The sequence below is a fragment of the Haemophilus sp. SZY H68 genome, assembly GCF_018829685.1.
GTDB classification, from domain to species: Bacteria; Pseudomonadota; Gammaproteobacteria; order Enterobacterales; family Pasteurellaceae; genus Haemophilus; species Haemophilus haemolyticus_K.
This window is the reverse complement of record NZ_JAHKKB010000006.1, coordinates 18,940-36,219: the sequence shown is the minus strand read 5'-3', so window position 1 is coordinate 36,219 and position 17,280 is coordinate 18,940. Positions and strand designations below refer to the sequence as shown.

The window sequence follows — 17,280 nt, the reverse complement described above, 5'->3', positions numbered from 1 at the left end:
TAAGGTGTAACATTTTCTTAACTAAGCATCCATCGACATACAGAGTAAGGTTAATGGGTGAATACAGGTCACATTGGATGACATATCAATTTGCCATTTACAGGTTTGGCATTCAGATATGACGTAATCAAACCCACCTTCGTTAATATTATCGAATAGGTTTTTACCAATAGATTGTGAAACCTCATAGTTTTCTGATTTAAAACCGTAAGTCCCAGCAATACCACAGCATTGGCTAGGTAACATAATGATTTCTAAACCAGGAATTTTTTTCAACACTTCCAAAGTATAAGGTGCCCAACCCGCCTTATCTACGTGACAAGCGGTGTGATAAGCCACTCGAAGTTTAAGTGGTTTCAACGGTAATGTTTTACCTTCTTTGAACAGTTGGTATAAGAATGGCGTCACCATATGAATATGCGGACGCACTTTAGCATTATCGATACCTAAAATATGATGGTATTCATCACGCAGATTAAGTGAACAACTTGATGCCTCACTTATCACATCTAGTCCATTTTCATCTACCATTTTTCCAATGTAATCGGTATTGAACCGTGCGATATTACGTGCACGTTCTGGGAAACCATTCACCATTAATGGTAAACCACAGCATTTTTCTTTTTCTAGTAACATCACTCCAATGTTCATCGCATTGAATACTTTAAGGAATTCTTTACCAAGCTGCGGATTATTGTAGTTCACATAACAACCATGATAATACGCGACTTTACGCTCAAATTTTTGTTGGCCTTGTAACGCATTTTTCATATACCAGCTGCGGAACGTGCCAAACGCATATTTAGGTAAAGTACGTTCTTTACTAATTTTAAGCGTTTTTTCCAACATAAATTTGGTAGCTTTTAGGCTTGTGATAGTGTTTACAATCGGCGCTAATGGCGTATTGATTTTCCCCATGACATCCGTGTTACTTAAAATCGCATCACGCAATTTATTCATTAACGGTTTTTTAGATTGTGCTAAGTGGTTATTACGTGCACGCACAATTAAATCACCGATTTTCACATCAGACGGACAAGCCACTTCACAACGTTTACAGTTGGTACAATATTTAAGTGCTTCATCGTAAAGTTCAGCAGATTTTAAGCGTAAACGCTCACCATCTGGGCCAGATTGTTTTGGACCAGGATAAAGCGGATTGTTGCGTGAAACCGGACAAACAGCGGTACAAGCCGTACATTTAATACAGCTTTCAAAACTTTCGTCGATATATTTATGGCTTTCAGGTGAATTTAGGGATTGTTTTGCACTATCAATGAGTCGTTGAATATTATTATCCATATTATTCCCCCTTATTTCGCCAAGATTTCATCAGCAACCGCCAAGGCAGTTACAACTGCGACACCCGAACCACAACCTAGTTCAAGCGCATTAAAACCACCAATTACATTACCGACGGCATATAAATTCGTTAAATATTGACCGCTCTTTTGCACTTGGCATTGCGCATTAATTGCCACACCAGCAGATTGATAAGGTTGTGGATGAGCAAAACGATGAGCAGTCCAAGTAAAACGATCTTTATCGTTAAACCCTTCAACACCGATAATATCGGATTCAAAAACCGGCTCATAAATTTTATCGAATTCAGAAATGAGTCCTTTACTGAAGAAACTGCCTGAAGCTAGTACGAAGTTATCTGCAGTAATTTCTTCATCTTCGAGCAAGCGAGTGTTGATACAACGTACTTGGTTTCCTTCAAATGTTGCGCTCAATGCACTATCACCGTTAATCATTAAACCACCAAGGGATTCAAATTTACGGCGTAATTGAATACGTTGACGCATACCAAGTAATGATGGTGGCAACGTTGGTAATTCAAATAATGCGAGTTTAGTTGCATCACGAAGTGCGGTCATAAATTCTTGGTTTTCTAAACCAAAACAAGCCGGTAAAAATACTGCTTCTGCACCTTGTGCTGATTCAATAATTTCTTTAACAAGATCATTAAACGCAAGTTTGTGCTCTAGAAGTTGAGAGATGTTTACACTGCGGAACTCACGAGCATTTTTACGAAGCTCGTCTAATTGTGGAATATTTAAGAAACCACTAGTCACCTCACAATGCTCAAATTGTGGGTTTAACACCAAATTTGCCGCCAAAAGTTGCGGTTGAAAATCGTGATAACCTTCAATACCAAGCACAGCAATACGTTTATGCGGAAAACGTTCATTGCCTTGTACAATTGGCACACTATTTGGTGAAAGCCACGCACCACGCAAACTGCCTAAGCCAGTTACACGCCAATGGTTCTTTTCCGTAGAACCAATTAAATCAAGATTTAATTCATTAGCTAAACGTTCAAAATCTTGCGCTTTAGCAAGTACTTTCTCTGCACCTAATAAACTATAAGGGTGAGCAGGTAATTCATTGCGAAGTGCGGTAATATTTTCTTTTAAATTTTCTACCGCGCGACCTTCTCCATTTGGAGTTGATGGTATACGGCTTAATAAATCTAAAGAGCCGGATGCAAAATCAATGGCTGCTTGACCGTTGTTGATTATCACGCAACGTTTGCCGCGTTGTTGAAGAGCGATACCACAGGTTAAACCCGCTAAACCACCGCCAATAATGGCTACATCAAAATTCATTGCTATCCGTCCCTTGTTGTGCTTGTTCATCAAGCGGTTTCACATCATTTAAACCTAATACGCTACCATACATCCAAGATGTAAATTCGGCTTCGCGAATAGCTTCACCCCAAGCAATCGGCTCAATACCGCGCCAGCGTTCTTCCATAAAGGCAGAAAGTTGAGTCGTTGATTGAGTTGGTGTTGCCACTTCAAAACGGTTCATTAAGCCAGCAGCACGACATGCACAAAGCTCAGCTTGGCAAGTACCCATACCAACACGAGTACGGCGACGTAAATCCACAATGTTATTTACGCCCAGTTCATCAATCGCATAGCGCACTTCGCCCGCCGTCACCGCTTCACATTCGCAAACCATTGAACGATCTAAACGTTCTTTTTCAAGCAAACGAGTAGCACGTGAACCATGACGATACACGGCGGAATAACGAATAGTACTTGGTAATGAAATGACTTTTTGATTGGTCTCTTGACGGCTTTCAGTAGAGCCTGGCAAAGGTTGCTCCGCAGTGACACAACGAGCCGTTTTATTGAGTTTTTTACAAACAAGGTCGGTCGCCCATTCAGCCATTAAACGATAAGTCATTAACTTACCGCCTGTAATAGTAATAAAGCCATCTAAGCCATCGCGTTCTGCGTGGTCAAGTAACACAATACCACGACTCACATTACGACCTGATGGATCATCATCACTCGCAACTAATGGACGCACCCCTGCATAAGCACGTAATACGCGAGTATGACGTAAACTCGGTGCAAGTTTTTCACCTTCACGGAAAAGAATATCCACCTCCTCTGGCGTCACTTGCATGTTATCGATTTGATCATAAGGCACACGACTTGACGTTGTACCAATAACACAAATTGTATCGCCTGGAACAAGAATATCCGCATCAGCTGGTTTACGGCAGCGGTTAATGACAAGTTTATTAATACGATGGCCCATTACGAGCAATGCACCTTTCGCAGGGAACATTTTGATTTTGAGATCGACATATTCCGCAATCCCTTGTCCCCAAATACCACCAGCATTCACAACCAACGGTGCAAAAAATTGGCGTTCTCTACGATTTTTATGATCGTACACATTCACACCAATCACTTTTCCACCTTCACGAATCAAATTTTTTACTTCGCAATAAGTGAACATTTTTGCGCCGTTTTCTGTCGCATCCATCATATTAGAGGCAGTTAAACGGAATGGGTCAATAGAACCATCTGGCACAACAACAGCGCCCACTAAATCTGGATTTACAGAAGGCTCCATAATTTTAGCTAAGTCAGGATCAATGGCTTGCGCATCAATTCCAGATTTTGCACAACTCTCAAGGAAGGTTTTTTGATAGTCGAGAGAATCTTCAGGCAAAGTGATAAATAAGCCTTCCGTTTCATCTACGCAATGGCGCGCAATTTTGCGCAAAATGCGGTTTTCTTTAATACATTCTTCAGCAGATTCTTGGTCGTTTACGGCATAACGTGCACCACTGTGTAATAATCCGTGGTTACGTCCTGTCGCACCCGTTGCGATGTCTCGGCGTTCCAATAAAATACAATCAATACCACGAAGTGCACAGTCACGCGCAATACCAGCACCCGTTGCGCCACCACCAATAATAATGACATCGGTACTGAGTGGCGAAAAATCTCCAACATCTTTGTACATGCTAGGCGATAATCCCATGTTTACCCCCAATTCCCAAAATTTAACAAAAAAGTAATATAAAAAATACAGAGAGTATTGTATTTAAGTATGCTTAAATTAACAACATTTTGAGCGGAAAAGAAAATGAATTTGTGAAGTTGATCACAATAATTTTCGCATTCGCTCAGACAAAGTAAAATTTTTGTGAAACACTTCACATTTTTGCATTTTACTACTTTCTTATTTTTTATTTTCTTTTATGATGCAGCACATCCCTTACTATCTGAAGGGTAAATTTCAATAACACATAATTACAAAGTTGGAGAAAAATTATGTTTGGTCCATTTAAACCCGCTCCGCATATTGCGGAACTTCCAGCGGAAAAAATTGATTCCACGTATAGACGCTTACGTTGGCAAGTATTCGCAGGGATCTTCTTTGGTTATGCCGCATACTATTTCGTGCGTGCAAACTTTGACTTAGCACAACCTGGTTTAATTCAAGCAGGTCTTTATACAAAAGCTGAGCTTGGTGTAATCGGTTCTGCAGCTGGTCTTGCTTACGGTTTATCAAAATTCGTCATGGCTGGTATGTCTGACCGTTCTAACCCTCGTGTATTCCTACCATTTGGTTTATTACTATCTGGTTTATGTATGACCTTAATGGGTCTATTCCCATGGGCAACCTCTGGCATCGCTATCATGTGGGCGATGATCTTCTTAAATGGTTGGTTCCAAGGTATGGGATGGCCTCCATGTGGTCGTACTATGGTGCACTGGTGGTCTAAATCTGAACGCGGTACTATCGTGTCAATTTGGAATACTGCGCACAATATCGGTGGTATGATGCCTGGTGCAATGGTGCTATTAGCAAGTGCCGTCTTCTTCAGCACTCATGGTATCGAAGCACAAGCAAAAGACATTTGGCAACAATCCCTATACTATCCGGGTATTGCAGCAATGATCTGTGCAATTCCAGTTTACTTCGTGATGCGTGATACTCCACAATCTTGTGGTTTACCATCTATCGAAAAATGGCGTAATGACTACCCTGATGACTATAACGAAAAAACTTACGAAAACGATTTAAGCACAAAAGAAATCTTCGTTACTTATGTATTGAAAAACAAATTGTTATGGTACATCGCACTTGCTAACGTGTTCGTATATTTAATCCGCTACGGTGTATTAAAATGGTCTCCGGTTTATTTGAGCGAAGTAAAACACTTCAACATCAAAGGTACCGCATGGGCGTATACAATCTATGAATTAGCAGCGGTTCCAGGTACATTATTATGTGGTTGGGTATCAGATAAAGTATTCAAAGGTAAACGTGGTTTAACTGGTTTCATCTTCATGATCTTAACAACTGCAGCGGTTATTGCGTACTGGATGAACCCTGCTACACCAGAAGCTGAATTAGCAAACTACAGCGCATGGTATCAAAACCCATACCAATTAACTGACTTCATTTTAATGACTTTAATCGGTTTCTTAATCTATGGTCCTGTAATGTTAATCGGTTTACATGCTCTTGAGTTAGCACCGAAAAAAGCAGCAGGTACTGCAGCAGGTTTCACCGGTTTATTCGGTTACTTAGGTGGTACAGTTTCTGCATCTGCAGTTATCGGTTGGGCTGCTCAACATTACGGATGGGACGGTGGTTTCTACGTAATGATCGGCGGTGGCGTATTAGCTGTGTTATTACTCTTAATCGTAATGGTTGAAGAAGGAAAACACAAAGCGAAATTAGGCGATACTTACGGTACTAAATAATTAGCTTAAAAAAGGCGACGGGCAAATTGCTTAGTCGCCTTTTTTGTAACTAAAATCTAAAAAAACCATAAAAATTTACCGCACTCTTAAGGAGAAAATACTTATGAAACTTAAAACTTTAGCGCTTTCTTTATTAGCAGCTGGCGTACTTGCAGGTTGCAGCAGCCATTCATCAAGCATGGCAAACACCCAAATGAAATCAGACAAAATCATTATTGCTCACCGTGGTGCTAGCGGTTATTTACCAGAGCATACTTTAGAATCTAAAGCACTTGCGTTTGCACAACATGCTGATTATTTAGAGCAAGATTTAGCCATGACTAAAGATGGTCGTTTAGTGGTTATTCACGATCACTTTTTAGATGGCTTGACTGATGTAGCGAAAAAATTCCCACATCGTCACCGTAAAGACGGTCGTTACTATGTCATCGACTTTACCTTGAAAGAAATTCAAAGTTTAGAAATGACAGAAAACTTTGAAACCAAAGATGGCAAACAAGCACAAGTTTATCCTGGTCGTTTCCCACTTTGGAAATCACACTTCAGAATTCACACCTTTGAAGATGAAATTGAATTTATCCAAGGCTTGGAAAAATCTACAGGCAAAAAAGTAGGGATTTATCCAGAAATCAAGGCACCTTGGTTCCACCATCAAAATGGCAAAGATATTGCCGTAGAAACGCTCAAAGTATTGAAAAAATATGGCTATGATAAGAAAACCGATATGGTTTACTTACAAACTTTCGACTTTAATGAGTTAAAACGTATCAAAACTGAATTACTTCCAAAAATGGGCATGGATTTGAAATTAGTTCAATTAGTGGCTTATACAGATTGGAAAGAAACGCAAGAAAAAGATGCGAAAGGTAAATGGGTAAACTACGATTACGATTGGATGTTTAAACCAGGTGCAATGGCAGAAGTGGTAAAATATGCTGATGGTGTTGGTCCGGGTTGGTATATGTTAGTAGATAAAGAAAAATCTAAACCAGGCAACATTGTATACACACCATTAGTAAAAGAGCTTGCTCAATACAAAGTTGAACTTCATCCATATACAGTGCGTAAAGACGCATTGCCAGAATTCTTCACAGATGTAAATCAAATGTACGATGCATTATTGAATAAATCAGGTGCAACAGGCGTATTTACTGATTTCCCAGATACTGGCGTGGAATTCTTAAAAGGGAAAAAATAATATCCCTCACAACCGTGGGTAAACATACCCACGGTTAACTAGGTTTCTATATTGTAGAAGCTAAAAATTTACTCTAACAGAGTAACATCATAATCAATCTAGGTGTTCTAACCTAGAATTCAAATAAGGAGGCTATTTCAAAACACTCCGTATTCTTTTTAATAAATTCTTCCCCTTTATTTAGGGAAAACACTCTTCATTTCAACCGCACTTCTAAGGAGTGATCTATGGATAAATCATTAAAAGCGAACTGTATTGGCGAGTTTTTAGGTACAGCCTTATTGATTTTCTTTGGTGTGGGCTGCGTTGCAGCACTAAAAGTAGCAGGCGCTAGTTTTGGCTTGTGGGAAATCAGCATTATGTGGGGGATGGGCGTTGCACTTGCAGTATATGCAACAGCTGGTTTATCTGGCGCACATTTAAACCCAGCAGTAACCATTGCCCTTTGGAAATTTGCTTGCTTTGATGGCAAAAAAGTAATTCCTTACATCATTTCACAAATGCTCGGCGCATTCTTTGCTGCAGCATTAGTTTATGCCTTATACCGCAATGTTTTTATCGATTATGAAACAGCCCACAATATTGTTCGCGGTACACAAGAAAGTTTAAGCCTTGCGGGTACATTCTCCACTTATCCTCATCCAAGTTTAAGCGTTGGTGGCGCCTTTGCTGTGGAATTTGTGATTACTGCAATTCTTATGGCATTAATTATGGCATTAACTGACGATGGAAACGGTGTACCTCGTGGTCCACTTGCCCCATTATTAATTGGTGTATTAATCGCGGTTCTCGGCGGTGCTATGGGCCCATTAACAGGTTTTGCCATGAATCCAGCACGTGACTTCGGACCAAAATTCTTTGCTTATCTCGCTGGCTGGGGCGAACTCGCTTTAACTGGCGGACGCGAAATCCCTTATTTTATCGTTCCAATGGTTGCACCCGTTTTAGGCGCATTAGCTGGTGCATGGTTATACAAAAAAGCAATTGGCGGCAATTTACCTTGTAATTGCGGCTGCGAATAATTATTTGAAGGAGTAATACTATGACAGACAAAAAATACATCATTGCATTAGACCAAGGCACAACAAGCTCTCGCGCAGTATTATTAGATCATAATGCGAATGTGGTTGAAATTGCACAACGTGAATTTACCCAAATCTACCCTCGAGCAGGCTGGGTAGAACATAACCCTATGGAAATTTGGGCAACTCAAAGCTCAACCTTAAACGAAGTCGTTGCCAAAGCGGGCATTACATCTGATGAAATTGCTGCTATCGGTATCACCAACCAACGTGAAACCACCATTGTATGGGAAAAAGCAACTGGTACGCCTGTTTATAACGCTATCGTATGGCAATGTCGCCGTACTGCAGACATTACCGATAAATTAAAAGCCGATGGTCATGAAGAATACATTCGCAATACCACAGGCTTAGTGGTTGACCCTTACTTCTCTGGTACAAAAGTGAAATGGATTTTGGATAATGTTGAAGGTGCTCGAGAAAAAGCAGAACGAGGCGAATTATTATTTGGTACCGTTGATACTTGGCTTGTATGGAAACTGACTCAAGGCCGAGTGCACGTAACCGATTACACCAATGCATCTCGTACCATGTTATTCAACATTCATACCAAACAATGGGACGACAAGATGCTTGAAATCTTGAATATTCCACGTTCAATGTTACCTGAAGTACGCAACTCTTCTGAAATTTACGGCCAAACCAATATCGGTGGTAAAGGCGGTGTTCGTATTCCTGTTGCAGGGATTGCAGGTGACCAACAAGCTGCACTTTACGGACATCTTTGCGTACATGCAGGCCAAGCCAAAAACACTTACGGCACAGGTTGCTTTATGTTGCTCCACACAGGTAACAAAGCTATTACATCCAAAAATGGACTTCTCACAACCATTGCTTGTAATGCAAAAGGCGAACCAGAATATGCCTTAGAAGGTTCAGTATTTATCGCGGGTGCATCAATCCAATGGCTCCGTGATGAACTCAAAATTGTTCACGATAGTTTTGACTCTGAATACTTTGCACAAAAAGTAACTGATAGTAATGGCGTATATGTTGTTCCAGCTTTCACTGGGTTAGGTGCACCATATTGGGATCCATATGCGCGCGGTGCAATTTTTGGCCTTTCTCGCGGTGCAAACCGTAATCATATTGTTCGTGCAACATTAGAATCTATTGCTTACCAAACCCGCGATGTCTTAGAGGCTATGCAATCAGATTCAGGTGAACGCTTACAATACCTCCGTGTAGATGGTGGCGCGACCAACAATAACTTCTTAATGCAATTCCAAGCTGATATTTTAGATGTAAATGTTGAGCGCCCAGTTGTAAAAGAAGTGACTGCGCTAGGCGCCGCTTACCTTGCAGGTTTAGCAACAGGCTTCTGGAAAGATTTAGACGAGCTTCGTGATAAAGCCCGTGTAGAACGCACTTTCAGCCCAGACAGCGACAATGAAAAACGCGAACGTCGCTACAAAGGCTGGAAAAAAGCCGTTAAACGCTCATTAGAATGGGCAAAAGAGGATGAAGAATAATTTTTTATTGCCTATTTTCAAATGTTCATTACTTCAAAACGATCGTAAGTGCGGTCGTTTTTTATTGGTTTTTTTATCTCAAATCAGTAAACTAAAGATATTATTTTCTCAATGGAGAATCATCATGAAACCTTATCTCATTGCCCCCTCTATTCTGTCTGCCGATCTTGCTCGACTTGGAGATGATGTACAACGTGTGCTTAATGCTGGCGCAGATGTCATTCATTTCGATGTGATGGATAACCATTATGTGCCTAATCTCACTTTTGGCCCCGCAGTATGCCAGTCCTTACGGGATTATGGGATTACCGCGCCAATTGATGTACATTTAATGGTAAAACCTGTGGATAGAATTATTCCTGACTTTGCCAAAGCTGGGGCAAACTATATTACATTTCATCCAGAATCTAGCGAACATATTGACCGCACTTTACAACTCATTCGTGATCACGGTTGTAAATCTGGTTTAGTTTTTAACCCCGCAACACCACTAAGTTATTTAGATTATGTGTTAGACAAAATTGACATTGTATTATTAATGTCAGTAAACCCAGGTTTTGGTGGTCAATCCTTTATTCCTGCAACCTTACAAAAACTTCAACAAGCACGTAAAATTATTGATAACAGTGGCTATGATATTCGTCTCGAAGTTGATGGTGGTGTTAAAGTCGATAATATTGCAGAAATTGCTGCTGCAGGTGCTGATATGTTTGTGGCGGGCTCAGCCATTTTTGGAAAATCCGATTATAGACAAGTAATAGATCAAATGCGTACACAATTATCAAATATGAAAGCCCAATAATATTTTTAGAAGAGATAACAAATGAATACACAATTTAAACTTATTGGATTTGATTTAGACGGAACCTTAGTAAATAGCCTGCCAGATTTAGCCTTATCAGTAAACTCTGCATTAACTGAATTTAGCTTACCTCAAGCATCCGAAGAATTAGTACTCACTTGGATTGGCAACGGTGCACCTGTCTTAATTGCCCGAGCATTAGATTGGGCTTGTGCTCAAAGCGGTCGAGAATTAACAGTGTCTGAGATTGAAAAAGTAAAAGCGCGGTTTAATTTTTACTACGGTGAAAATTTATGCAATATCAGCCGTTTATATCCCAATGTGAAGGAAACTTTAGAAAATTTAAAAGAAAAAGGCTATACGCTTGCAGTCGTAACAAATAAGCCAACACGTCATGTTCAACCTGTGTTGTCCGCATTTAGTATTGATCATTTATTTAGCGAAATGCTTGGTGGACAATCACTACCTGCAATCAAACCCCATCCAGGGCCACTTTATTATTTATGTGGGAAATTCGGTGTTGAACCACGCCAAATACTTTTTGTTGGTGATTCTAAAAATGATATTCTTGCTGCACACGCAGCAGGTTGCCCCGCTGTCGGATTAACCTATGGGTATAACTATAATATGCCTATTAGCGATTCCAACCCAGATTGGGTATTCGATGATTTTTCTCAGTTACTAACAATTTTGTAAGATATCTTTAAAATAGGGCGGCAGTTTTCCGCCCTAACTCAATCTAAAGATTCAACATTCCTTCCAACGTTTCCTGCGCAATCATCCAATCTGCTTCCACTATTTCTAACGACTTTTTCACTGTCACTTGTTCATTCAAAAGTGCGGTTAATTTTTCTTTATTTTCTGCATTATAAAGCTCTGAATCCGACAGCTGATTTTCGATCTCTACAAGTTGTTGAGAGTACTTATCCATTTTGTCTTCCAACTGAACAATTTTTTTACGAAATGGTGCGGTTTGTTGACGTAATTCCGCCTCACGGCGTTTTTGTTCTTTACGATTTTGGTTAGAAGTAGCATTTTCTGTAGCTTCAATTTCATCATTAGATTTGGATATCAATTGACTATTTTGTTCGGTTAACCATTTCTGATAATCGTCTAAGTCCCCCTTAAATTCTTCCACTTGTTTATCATGTACTAAATAAAATTCTTCTACCGTATTACGTAGTAAATGACGATCGTGAGAGACAACAACTAGCGAACCTTCGTAATCAACCAAGGCTTCTGTTAAAGCTTGGCGCATATCTAAATCCAAGTGGTTAGTTGGCTCATCCAATAACAGCAAATTTGGGCGTTGCCATACAATTAATGCTAAAACTAATCTCGCTTTTTCACCACCGGAAAAGGACTTCACCGCTTGATTCACTTTATCTCCGTGAAAAGCAAAACTACCAAGATAATCACGTACCTGTTGTTCAGTTTGTTCTGGTGCGATTTTTTGCATATGCCAAAGCGCAGATTCTTCCGCACGAAGCGTATCCAACTGATGTTGAGCAAAATAACCAAGCTGTACACCTTTAGCAAGTTGAACATTGCCTGAAAGTGCGGTCAGCTCTCCAGCTAAAAGTTTAATCAAAGTTGATTTACCTGCACCATTTTTCCCCAATAAACCAATGCGTGAACCTGGCACAAGATTAAGTTTAATTTTACTCAAAATTTCAACCACACTTTCCCCTTCTCCATAACCCGCACTAGCTTGTTCAATCATCACTAAAGGGCTTGGCAAAGTAGCAGGGGAACGAAATGCAAAGGTGAAGGGATTATCTGCATAAGCTGGTGCAATAAGTTCCATTCGTTCTAACGCTTTCACTCGACTTTGCGCCTGTTTTGCCTTAGTCGCTTTTGCCTTAAAGCGATCAATATAGTTTTGTAAATGAGCAATTTTTTGTTGTTGCTGTCGATACATCGCAACCTGTTGTGCAAGTTTAGTCGCGCGCTGCACCTCAAAAGACGAATAATCACCGGTGTATTCATTCAGTTTTTGATGTTCAATATGCAAAATTTTATTCACGATCGGATCAAGAAAATCACGGTCGTGAGAAATCAGCACCAATGTACCTTGATAATTCACTAACCAACGTTCCAACCAAATCACTGCCTCCAAATCTAAGTGGTTCGTCGGCTCATCAAGTAACAATAAATCTGACGGGCAAAGCAACGCCTGTGCTAAATTCAATCTCATTCGCCAACCACCGGAGAAGGATTTCACAGCATGACTGGTTTCTACCTGAGTAAAGCCCAAACCATGTAAAAGTGTTTCCGCACGAGAGCGAATTGTCCACGCATTAATAGCATCAAGTCTATCGTGAATACGTGCAATCGCATTACCATCGTTTTGTTCATTCGCCCAAGCTAATTCTTGCTGTAAGCGGCAATATTCTCGATCACCTTGAATTACATAATCAATTGCAGAAACATCCAGTGCAGGCGTTTCTTGATTCACCCAAGATACCGCCCAATTTGATGGATAAGTCACATCTCCGCCTTCTGGCTGAAGTTCTTTTTTTAACAACGCCAAAAGAGAGGATTTACCACAACCATTTTTACCCACTAAACCAACTTTTTGTTTAGGGGTAATCGTAGCTACCGCATTGTCGAGTAATTCCGTTTGTCCACGCTTTAAGGAAATATTATTAAATACAATCATTTTTCTAAAACACATCTTAATTTTTGCTTATTTTGCAACATTATGTTCAATATGCAAAACTTATTACAAAATCAATTTCAATCAGTAAGAAATAACTACTTACGGCAGATTTATTTTGTTGTTACTAGGCAAATTAGGTAGAATAAGCCAAATTTTATACTGGAGATTATGAATGAAAAAACAAGCAATTTTAGCCGCACTTTTAGGTACATTCTTACTAACAGGATGTGCAAATAAACCTGATGGAGAACGTAATGACTCCCTTGAAGGGTTCAATAGAACAATGTGGAAGTTTAACTATAATGTGATGGATCGTTATGTTCTTGAACCTGTAGCTAAGGGCTGGAATAATTACGTCCCTAAGCGCGTTTCTTCAGGCCTTACAAGTATGGCGAACAATCTTGATGAGCCTGTAAGCTTTGTAAACCGATTAATTGAAGGTGAACCGAAAAAAGCCTTTGTACATTTTAACCGTTTTTGGATCAACACTATATTTGGTTTAGGTGGTTTTGTTGATTTTGCGAGTGCAAGTAAAGAATTACGCATTGATCACCAACGCGGATTTGGTGAAACACTTGGAAGCTATGGCGTTGATGCTGGCACATATATTGTTTTACCTATCTATAATGCCACTACACCGCGCCAATTAACTGGTGCCGTAGTAGATGCCGCTTATATGTATCCTTTCTGGGAATGGATAGGCGGGCCATGGTCCCTCGTTAAATATGGTGTTCAAGCTGTAGATACCCGTGCTAAAAATCTCGATAACGCAGAGCTATTACGTCAAGCCCAAGATCCATACGTAACATTTCGCGAGGCTTATTACCAAAATCTTCAATTCAAGGTCAGTAATGGAAAATCTGAAGATCATCAAGAGACACTTCCTGATGATGTGCTAAAAGAAATTGATCAATAAACAAAAGTGCGGTAATTTTCTCCGCACTTTCATCAATCAAGGAGAAAACCATGACAACAATTATTCATACCGAGCATGCCCCTGCAGCAATTGGCCCTTATGTTCAAGCCATTGATTTAGGCAATTTAGTACTTACATCGGGTCAAATTCCTGTCAATCCAACAACAGGAGATATACCAACAGATATCGTAGCGCAAGCACGCCAATCCTTAGAAAATATAAAAGCAATCATTGAACAAGCAGGTTTAACTGTAGCAGATATTGTCAAAACAACAGTTTTTGTAAAAGATCTCAATGACTTCGCAGCAGTAAATGCTGAATATGAACGTTTTTTCAAAGAAAATCATCATCCTCACTTTCCCGCACGCTCTTGCGTAGAAGTAGCGCGATTACCAAAAGATGTAGGGTTAGAAATTGAAGCCATTGCAATACGAAAATAATAACTTCTGCAACCAATTATCAAAAATGCGGTCATAAACTTGCGTGTTTCTGACCGCATTTTTATATAAATATTTCTATTCTACCTTGAATTTTAATAACCCTTCCCCACTAAAAGAGGAAGATTAATCCTAACTTAGAGAGAACATATTATGATGCGTATTCTTCTTTTCCTTGCTACCAATATGGCCGTTATGTTGGTGTTGGGAATTATTTTAAGTGTCACAGGTATAGCTGGAAACAGTACCAGTGGTATTTTAATTATGGCCTTACTATTTGGTTTTGCCGGATCTTTGATTTCTTTATTTCTGTCAAAAACAATGGCATTGCGTTCAGTTGATGGCGAAGTTATTACTCAACCTCGTAACCAAACAGAACATTGGTTAATGGACACCGTTGCTCGACAAGCACAACTTGCGGGGATTCCAATGCCAGAAGTAGCAATTTACCATTCACCAGATGTCAACGCTTTTGCAACAGGTGCAACAAAAAGTAATTCATTAGTCGCAGTGAGTACTGGCTTATTGAATAACATGACAGAAGCCGAAGCGGAAGCCGTACTTGCTCATGAGATTTCTCATATAGCAAATGGTGATATGGTAACTATGGCTTTATTACAAGGTGTGTTAAATACTTTTGTAATTTTCTTATCACGTATTATTGCAACAGCAGTCGCAAGCTCACGTAATAATAACGGTGAGGAAACGCGTAGTTCTAGCTTATATTTTTTAGTGTCAATGGTGTTAGAGATGGTATTTGGCGTACTTGCCAGCATTATTGCAATGTGGTTCTCACGTTATCGTGAATTTCGAGCCGATGCGGGTTCTGCAAGCCTTGTCGGCAAAGAAAAAATGATTATGGCATTACAGCGTTTACAACAATTACATGAACCACAAAACCTTGAAGGCTCACTCAATGCTTTCATGATTAACGGTAAACGTAGTGAACTCTTTATGAGTCATCCACCGCTTGAAAAACGCATTGAAGCATTACGTAATCTTTAAAAAATAGATAAAAAATCGGTCACCCTTTCATGATGACCGATTTTTTTATTTTCCTTTCTTCACCCAATATTTGAATGGCGGTGCTCCTACTTCACTTTGCAACAACGTATGATCCATAAATTGACAAAAACTAGGAATATCACGTGTTGTGGCCGGATCATCAGCAATAATAAGTAATACCTCTCCCTCATTTAAATGACGAATATTTTTACGTACAAGCATGACCGGTTCTGGGCAACGAAGCCCCATAGTATCAAGAGTTTGAGTAATAATAATTTCAGACATTTTCTTTTTTATCATTAAAAATGTGCGGTAAAAACCACAGTATTTTTACCGCCCTATATAACTTAGCTTAACGTCTTGGTAAATAACGAATAGGATCAACTGATTTACCTTTATAACGAATCTCAAAATGAAGTTTCACAGTATTTGTACCGGAGCTACCCATTTTTGCGATTTCTTGACCAGCTTTGACTTCTTGTTGATCGGTTACAAGAATTTTGTCGTTATGCGCATAAGCACTTAAGAAATCATCATTATGTTTGATGATGATTAAATTACCGTAACCACGTAAAGCATTGCCAGCATACACAACGCGACCTGATGCAGCTGCTTTTACAGACTGTCCACGAGAACCACTAATATCAATTCCTTTATTTCCACCATCAGTATCTGAGAAACCTTGGATAATATTACCTGAAGTCGGCCATTGCCATGCAACATTCGATGCGATTGGCGCAACAACATTGGCATTAATCGGTGTACTATTGGTGTTATCTACTGGCGTAGTTGGTACTGATGGCGTTGTCGCAGGAGCAACTGGTGTTGTCGCAACCGGTACCATTGCTGGTGCGCTATTCGCTACACCTGCACCAGATTTAATTGGGCCAATGATTGTTCCATCTGATCCTATTTGCGTACCGTTTGCGCCTGGCGTATAGGTGACTACCGATTCTGCTGGTGCTGTCGGTACAGCCGCAGTAGTTGTTGTCGTTGCTGCCGCAGGTTGTTTTACAGGAACCGTTGTTGTCACGGTTTTTGTACCACAATTAGAGATTTTTAAAGTTTGTCCTAGACTCAAACTATAAGGCTCAGTCATGTTGTTCAATGCAGCTAATTCTTTTACATCAATCCCCGCCAAGTAGGCTATTAAGAACATGGTATCGCCTTTGTTCACTTTATAGGTATTGCCTTTGTAAGAGCCTTTTTCAATTTGGCTATAATCTGGTGCATTGGTATTTGGATTGCGTGGAACATTAATATGTTGCGAACCTACGCAATCAGAAACAGTTTTAGTGATGGTTTTTGTTTGCACAGCTGGCGCTGGAGCTGGTGTTGGCGCTACTGGTTTTTGAGCTGGCTGAAACGCTGGCTGTGCAGGTTTAAATGCCGGCTGAGCAGGCGTCGCTGGCATAGTAGGCTGTTGATAGGTTGGTTGGAAATTTGGCTGTGGAGTTTGCATGCCTGTTGGTACGCCACCCATCGCGGGTACCGTGTTTTTTTGAATTTCAGGTTGCCAAGAACCACCCGCACTTTCACCATTTACGGGTTGCATGATACCAGGTGAAAGATTGCCATCAGCATTGCTGATTGGAGCGGGAGAATTAGAGGTACAAGCCGATAATACAACAAGACTCAAAGGGAGTAAGAGAAATGATTTTTTCATAGTAATTCCTT

The 17,280-nt window shown here is 40.0% G+C and carries 15 protein-coding genes; 9 read left to right on the top strand and 6 right to left on the bottom strand.

All coding sequences use genetic code 11. From position 1 onward, the window contains the following. Positions 1-21: 21 nt before the first annotated feature. The 3 genes from glpC to glpA are packed head-to-tail and all read right to left on the bottom strand — an operon-like array spanning position 22 to position 4,293. Positions 22-1,302 (bottom strand): anaerobic glycerol-3-phosphate dehydrogenase subunit GlpC, encoded by a 1,281-nt coding sequence (glpC, locus tag KP712_RS08680; protein WP_048953093.1) that lies wholly within the window; start codon positions 1,300-1,302, stop codon positions 22-24. A gap of 11 nt (positions 1,303-1,313) precedes the next feature. Further along, on the bottom strand, positions 1,314-2,612 hold the full coding sequence (gene glpB, locus KP712_RS08675; RefSeq protein WP_048953094.1) for a glycerol-3-phosphate dehydrogenase subunit GlpB: 1,299 nt from the start codon (positions 2,610-2,612) through the stop codon (positions 1,314-1,316). Next, positions 2,602-4,293, bottom strand: a complete 1,692-nt coding sequence (gene glpA, locus KP712_RS08670; RefSeq protein WP_048953095.1) for an anaerobic glycerol-3-phosphate dehydrogenase subunit A — start codon at positions 4,291-4,293, stop codon at positions 2,602-2,604. The genes glpB and glpA overlap by 11 nt, the downstream gene beginning before the upstream one ends. 293 nt (positions 4,294-4,586) lie before the next feature. On the opposite strand from glpA, the gene glpT reads away from it, so the two are divergent. The 6 genes from glpT (at position 4,587) to KP712_RS08640 (ending at position 11,279) form a co-directional block, all read left to right on the top strand. After that, complete coding sequence (gene glpT, locus KP712_RS08665; RefSeq protein WP_048953096.1) at positions 4,587-6,029, top strand: glycerol-3-phosphate transporter; 1,443 nt, start codon at positions 4,587-4,589, stop codon at positions 6,027-6,029. 103 nt (positions 6,030-6,132) lie between these two features. Next, entirely contained in the window at positions 6,133-7,227 is a 1,095-nt protein-coding gene (gene glpQ / locus KP712_RS08660) for a glycerophosphodiester phosphodiesterase (RefSeq protein ID WP_048953097.1), read from the top strand. 227 nt (positions 7,228-7,454) lie between these two features. Further along, positions 7,455-8,249: an MIP/aquaporin family protein gene (locus tag KP712_RS08655; RefSeq protein WP_048953098.1), complete on the top strand. Its 795-nt coding sequence runs from the start codon at positions 7,455-7,457 to the stop codon at positions 8,247-8,249. A 20-nt stretch (positions 8,250-8,269) separates the two neighbouring features. Further along, positions 8,270-9,781 carry a glycerol kinase GlpK gene (gene glpK / locus KP712_RS08650; protein WP_005635293.1) on the top strand — a complete coding sequence of 504 codons (1,512 nt, stop codon included), beginning with the start codon at positions 8,270-8,272 and terminating at the stop codon, positions 9,779-9,781. 124 nt (positions 9,782-9,905) lie between these two features. Continuing rightward, positions 9,906-10,583, top strand: coding sequence for a ribulose-phosphate 3-epimerase (gene rpe, locus KP712_RS08645; RefSeq protein ID WP_048953099.1), 678 nt, complete (start codon positions 9,906-9,908; stop codon positions 10,581-10,583). Between the two features lie 21 nt (positions 10,584-10,604). Then, positions 10,605-11,279 carry a phosphoglycolate phosphatase gene (locus tag KP712_RS08640; protein WP_048953100.1) on the top strand — a complete coding sequence of 225 codons (675 nt, stop codon included), beginning with the start codon at positions 10,605-10,607 and terminating at the stop codon, positions 11,277-11,279. A 43-nt stretch (positions 11,280-11,322) separates the two neighbouring features. On the opposite strand, the gene KP712_RS08635 is transcribed toward KP712_RS08640, so the two are convergent. Continuing rightward, the gene (locus tag KP712_RS08635; protein ID WP_048953123.1) at positions 11,323-13,245 is read right to left on the bottom strand and encodes an ABC transporter ATP-binding protein; all 1,923 of its coding nucleotides are present in this window, start codon (positions 13,243-13,245) and stop codon (positions 11,323-11,325) included. Positions 13,246-13,417: 172 nt separating this feature from the next. Here KP712_RS08635 and KP712_RS08630 point away from each other — a divergent pair, with 172 nt between their 5' ends. The 3 genes from KP712_RS08630 to htpX all read left to right on the top strand — a co-directional run bounded on the left by KP712_RS08630 (position 13,418) and on the right by htpX (position 15,603). Next, positions 13,418-14,161: a VacJ family lipoprotein gene (locus KP712_RS08630; RefSeq protein WP_048953101.1), complete on the top strand. Its 744-nt coding sequence runs from the start codon at positions 13,418-13,420 to the stop codon at positions 14,159-14,161. A gap of 50 nt (positions 14,162-14,211) precedes the next feature. Then, entirely contained in the window at positions 14,212-14,601 is a 390-nt protein-coding gene (locus tag KP712_RS08625; RefSeq protein ID WP_048953102.1) for a RidA family protein, read from the top strand. Between the two features lie 147 nt (positions 14,602-14,748). After that, positions 14,749-15,603 carry a protease HtpX gene (gene htpX, locus KP712_RS08620; RefSeq protein WP_164994248.1) on the top strand — a complete coding sequence of 285 codons (855 nt, stop codon included), beginning with the start codon at positions 14,749-14,751 and terminating at the stop codon, positions 15,601-15,603. A 45-nt stretch (positions 15,604-15,648) separates the two neighbouring features. On the opposite strand, the gene tusA is transcribed toward htpX, so the two are convergent. After that, on the bottom strand, positions 15,649-15,888 hold the full coding sequence (gene tusA / locus KP712_RS08615; protein WP_048953104.1) for a sulfurtransferase TusA: 240 nt from the start codon (positions 15,886-15,888) through the stop codon (positions 15,649-15,651). A 67-nt stretch (positions 15,889-15,955) separates the two neighbouring features. Then, positions 15,956-17,269, bottom strand: coding sequence for a murein hydrolase activator NlpD (gene nlpD / locus KP712_RS08610; protein WP_048953105.1), 1,314 nt, complete (start codon positions 17,267-17,269; stop codon positions 15,956-15,958). Positions 17,270-17,280 lie beyond the last annotated feature (11 nt).

Excerpts from the sequence above, each read along its gene's own strand:
- rpe (WP_048953099.1), top strand. The coding sequence starts at position 9,906 with ATGAAACCTTATCTCATTGCCCCCTCTATTCTGTCTGCCGATCTTGCT.
- glpK (WP_005635293.1), top strand. The coding sequence starts at position 8,270 with ATGACAGACAAAAAATACATCATTGCATTAGACCAAGGCACAACAAGC.
- KP712_RS08640 (WP_048953100.1), top strand. The coding sequence starts at position 10,605 with ATGAATACACAATTTAAACTTATTGGATTTGATTTAGACGGAACCTTA.
- KP712_RS08630 (WP_048953101.1), top strand. The coding sequence starts at position 13,418 with ATGAAAAAACAAGCAATTTTAGCCGCACTTTTAGGTACATTCTTACTA.
- KP712_RS08655 (WP_048953098.1), top strand. The coding sequence starts at position 7,455 with ATGGATAAATCATTAAAAGCGAACTGTATTGGCGAGTTTTTAGGTACA.
- glpB (WP_048953094.1), bottom strand. The coding sequence starts at position 2,612 with ATGAATTTTGATGTAGCCATTATTGGCGGTGGTTTAGCGGGTTTAACC.
- glpA (WP_048953095.1), bottom strand. The coding sequence starts at position 4,293 with ATGGGATTATCGCCTAGCATGTACAAAGATGTTGGAGATTTTTCGCCA.
- KP712_RS08625 (WP_048953102.1), top strand. The coding sequence starts at position 14,212 with ATGACAACAATTATTCATACCGAGCATGCCCCTGCAGCAATTGGCCCT.
- glpQ (WP_048953097.1), top strand. The coding sequence starts at position 6,133 with ATGAAACTTAAAACTTTAGCGCTTTCTTTATTAGCAGCTGGCGTACTT.
- glpC (WP_048953093.1), bottom strand. The coding sequence starts at position 1,302 with ATGGATAATAATATTCAACGACTCATTGATAGTGCAAAACAATCCCTA.
- glpT (WP_048953096.1), top strand. The coding sequence starts at position 4,587 with ATGTTTGGTCCATTTAAACCCGCTCCGCATATTGCGGAACTTCCAGCG.
- nlpD (WP_048953105.1), bottom strand. The coding sequence starts at position 17,269 with ATGAAAAAATCATTTCTCTTACTCCCTTTGAGTCTTGTTGTATTATCG.
- tusA (WP_048953104.1), bottom strand. The coding sequence starts at position 15,888 with ATGTCTGAAATTATTATTACTCAAACTCTTGATACTATGGGGCTTCGT.
- KP712_RS08635 (WP_048953123.1), bottom strand. The coding sequence starts at position 13,245 with ATGATTGTATTTAATAATATTTCCTTAAAGCGTGGACAAACGGAATTA.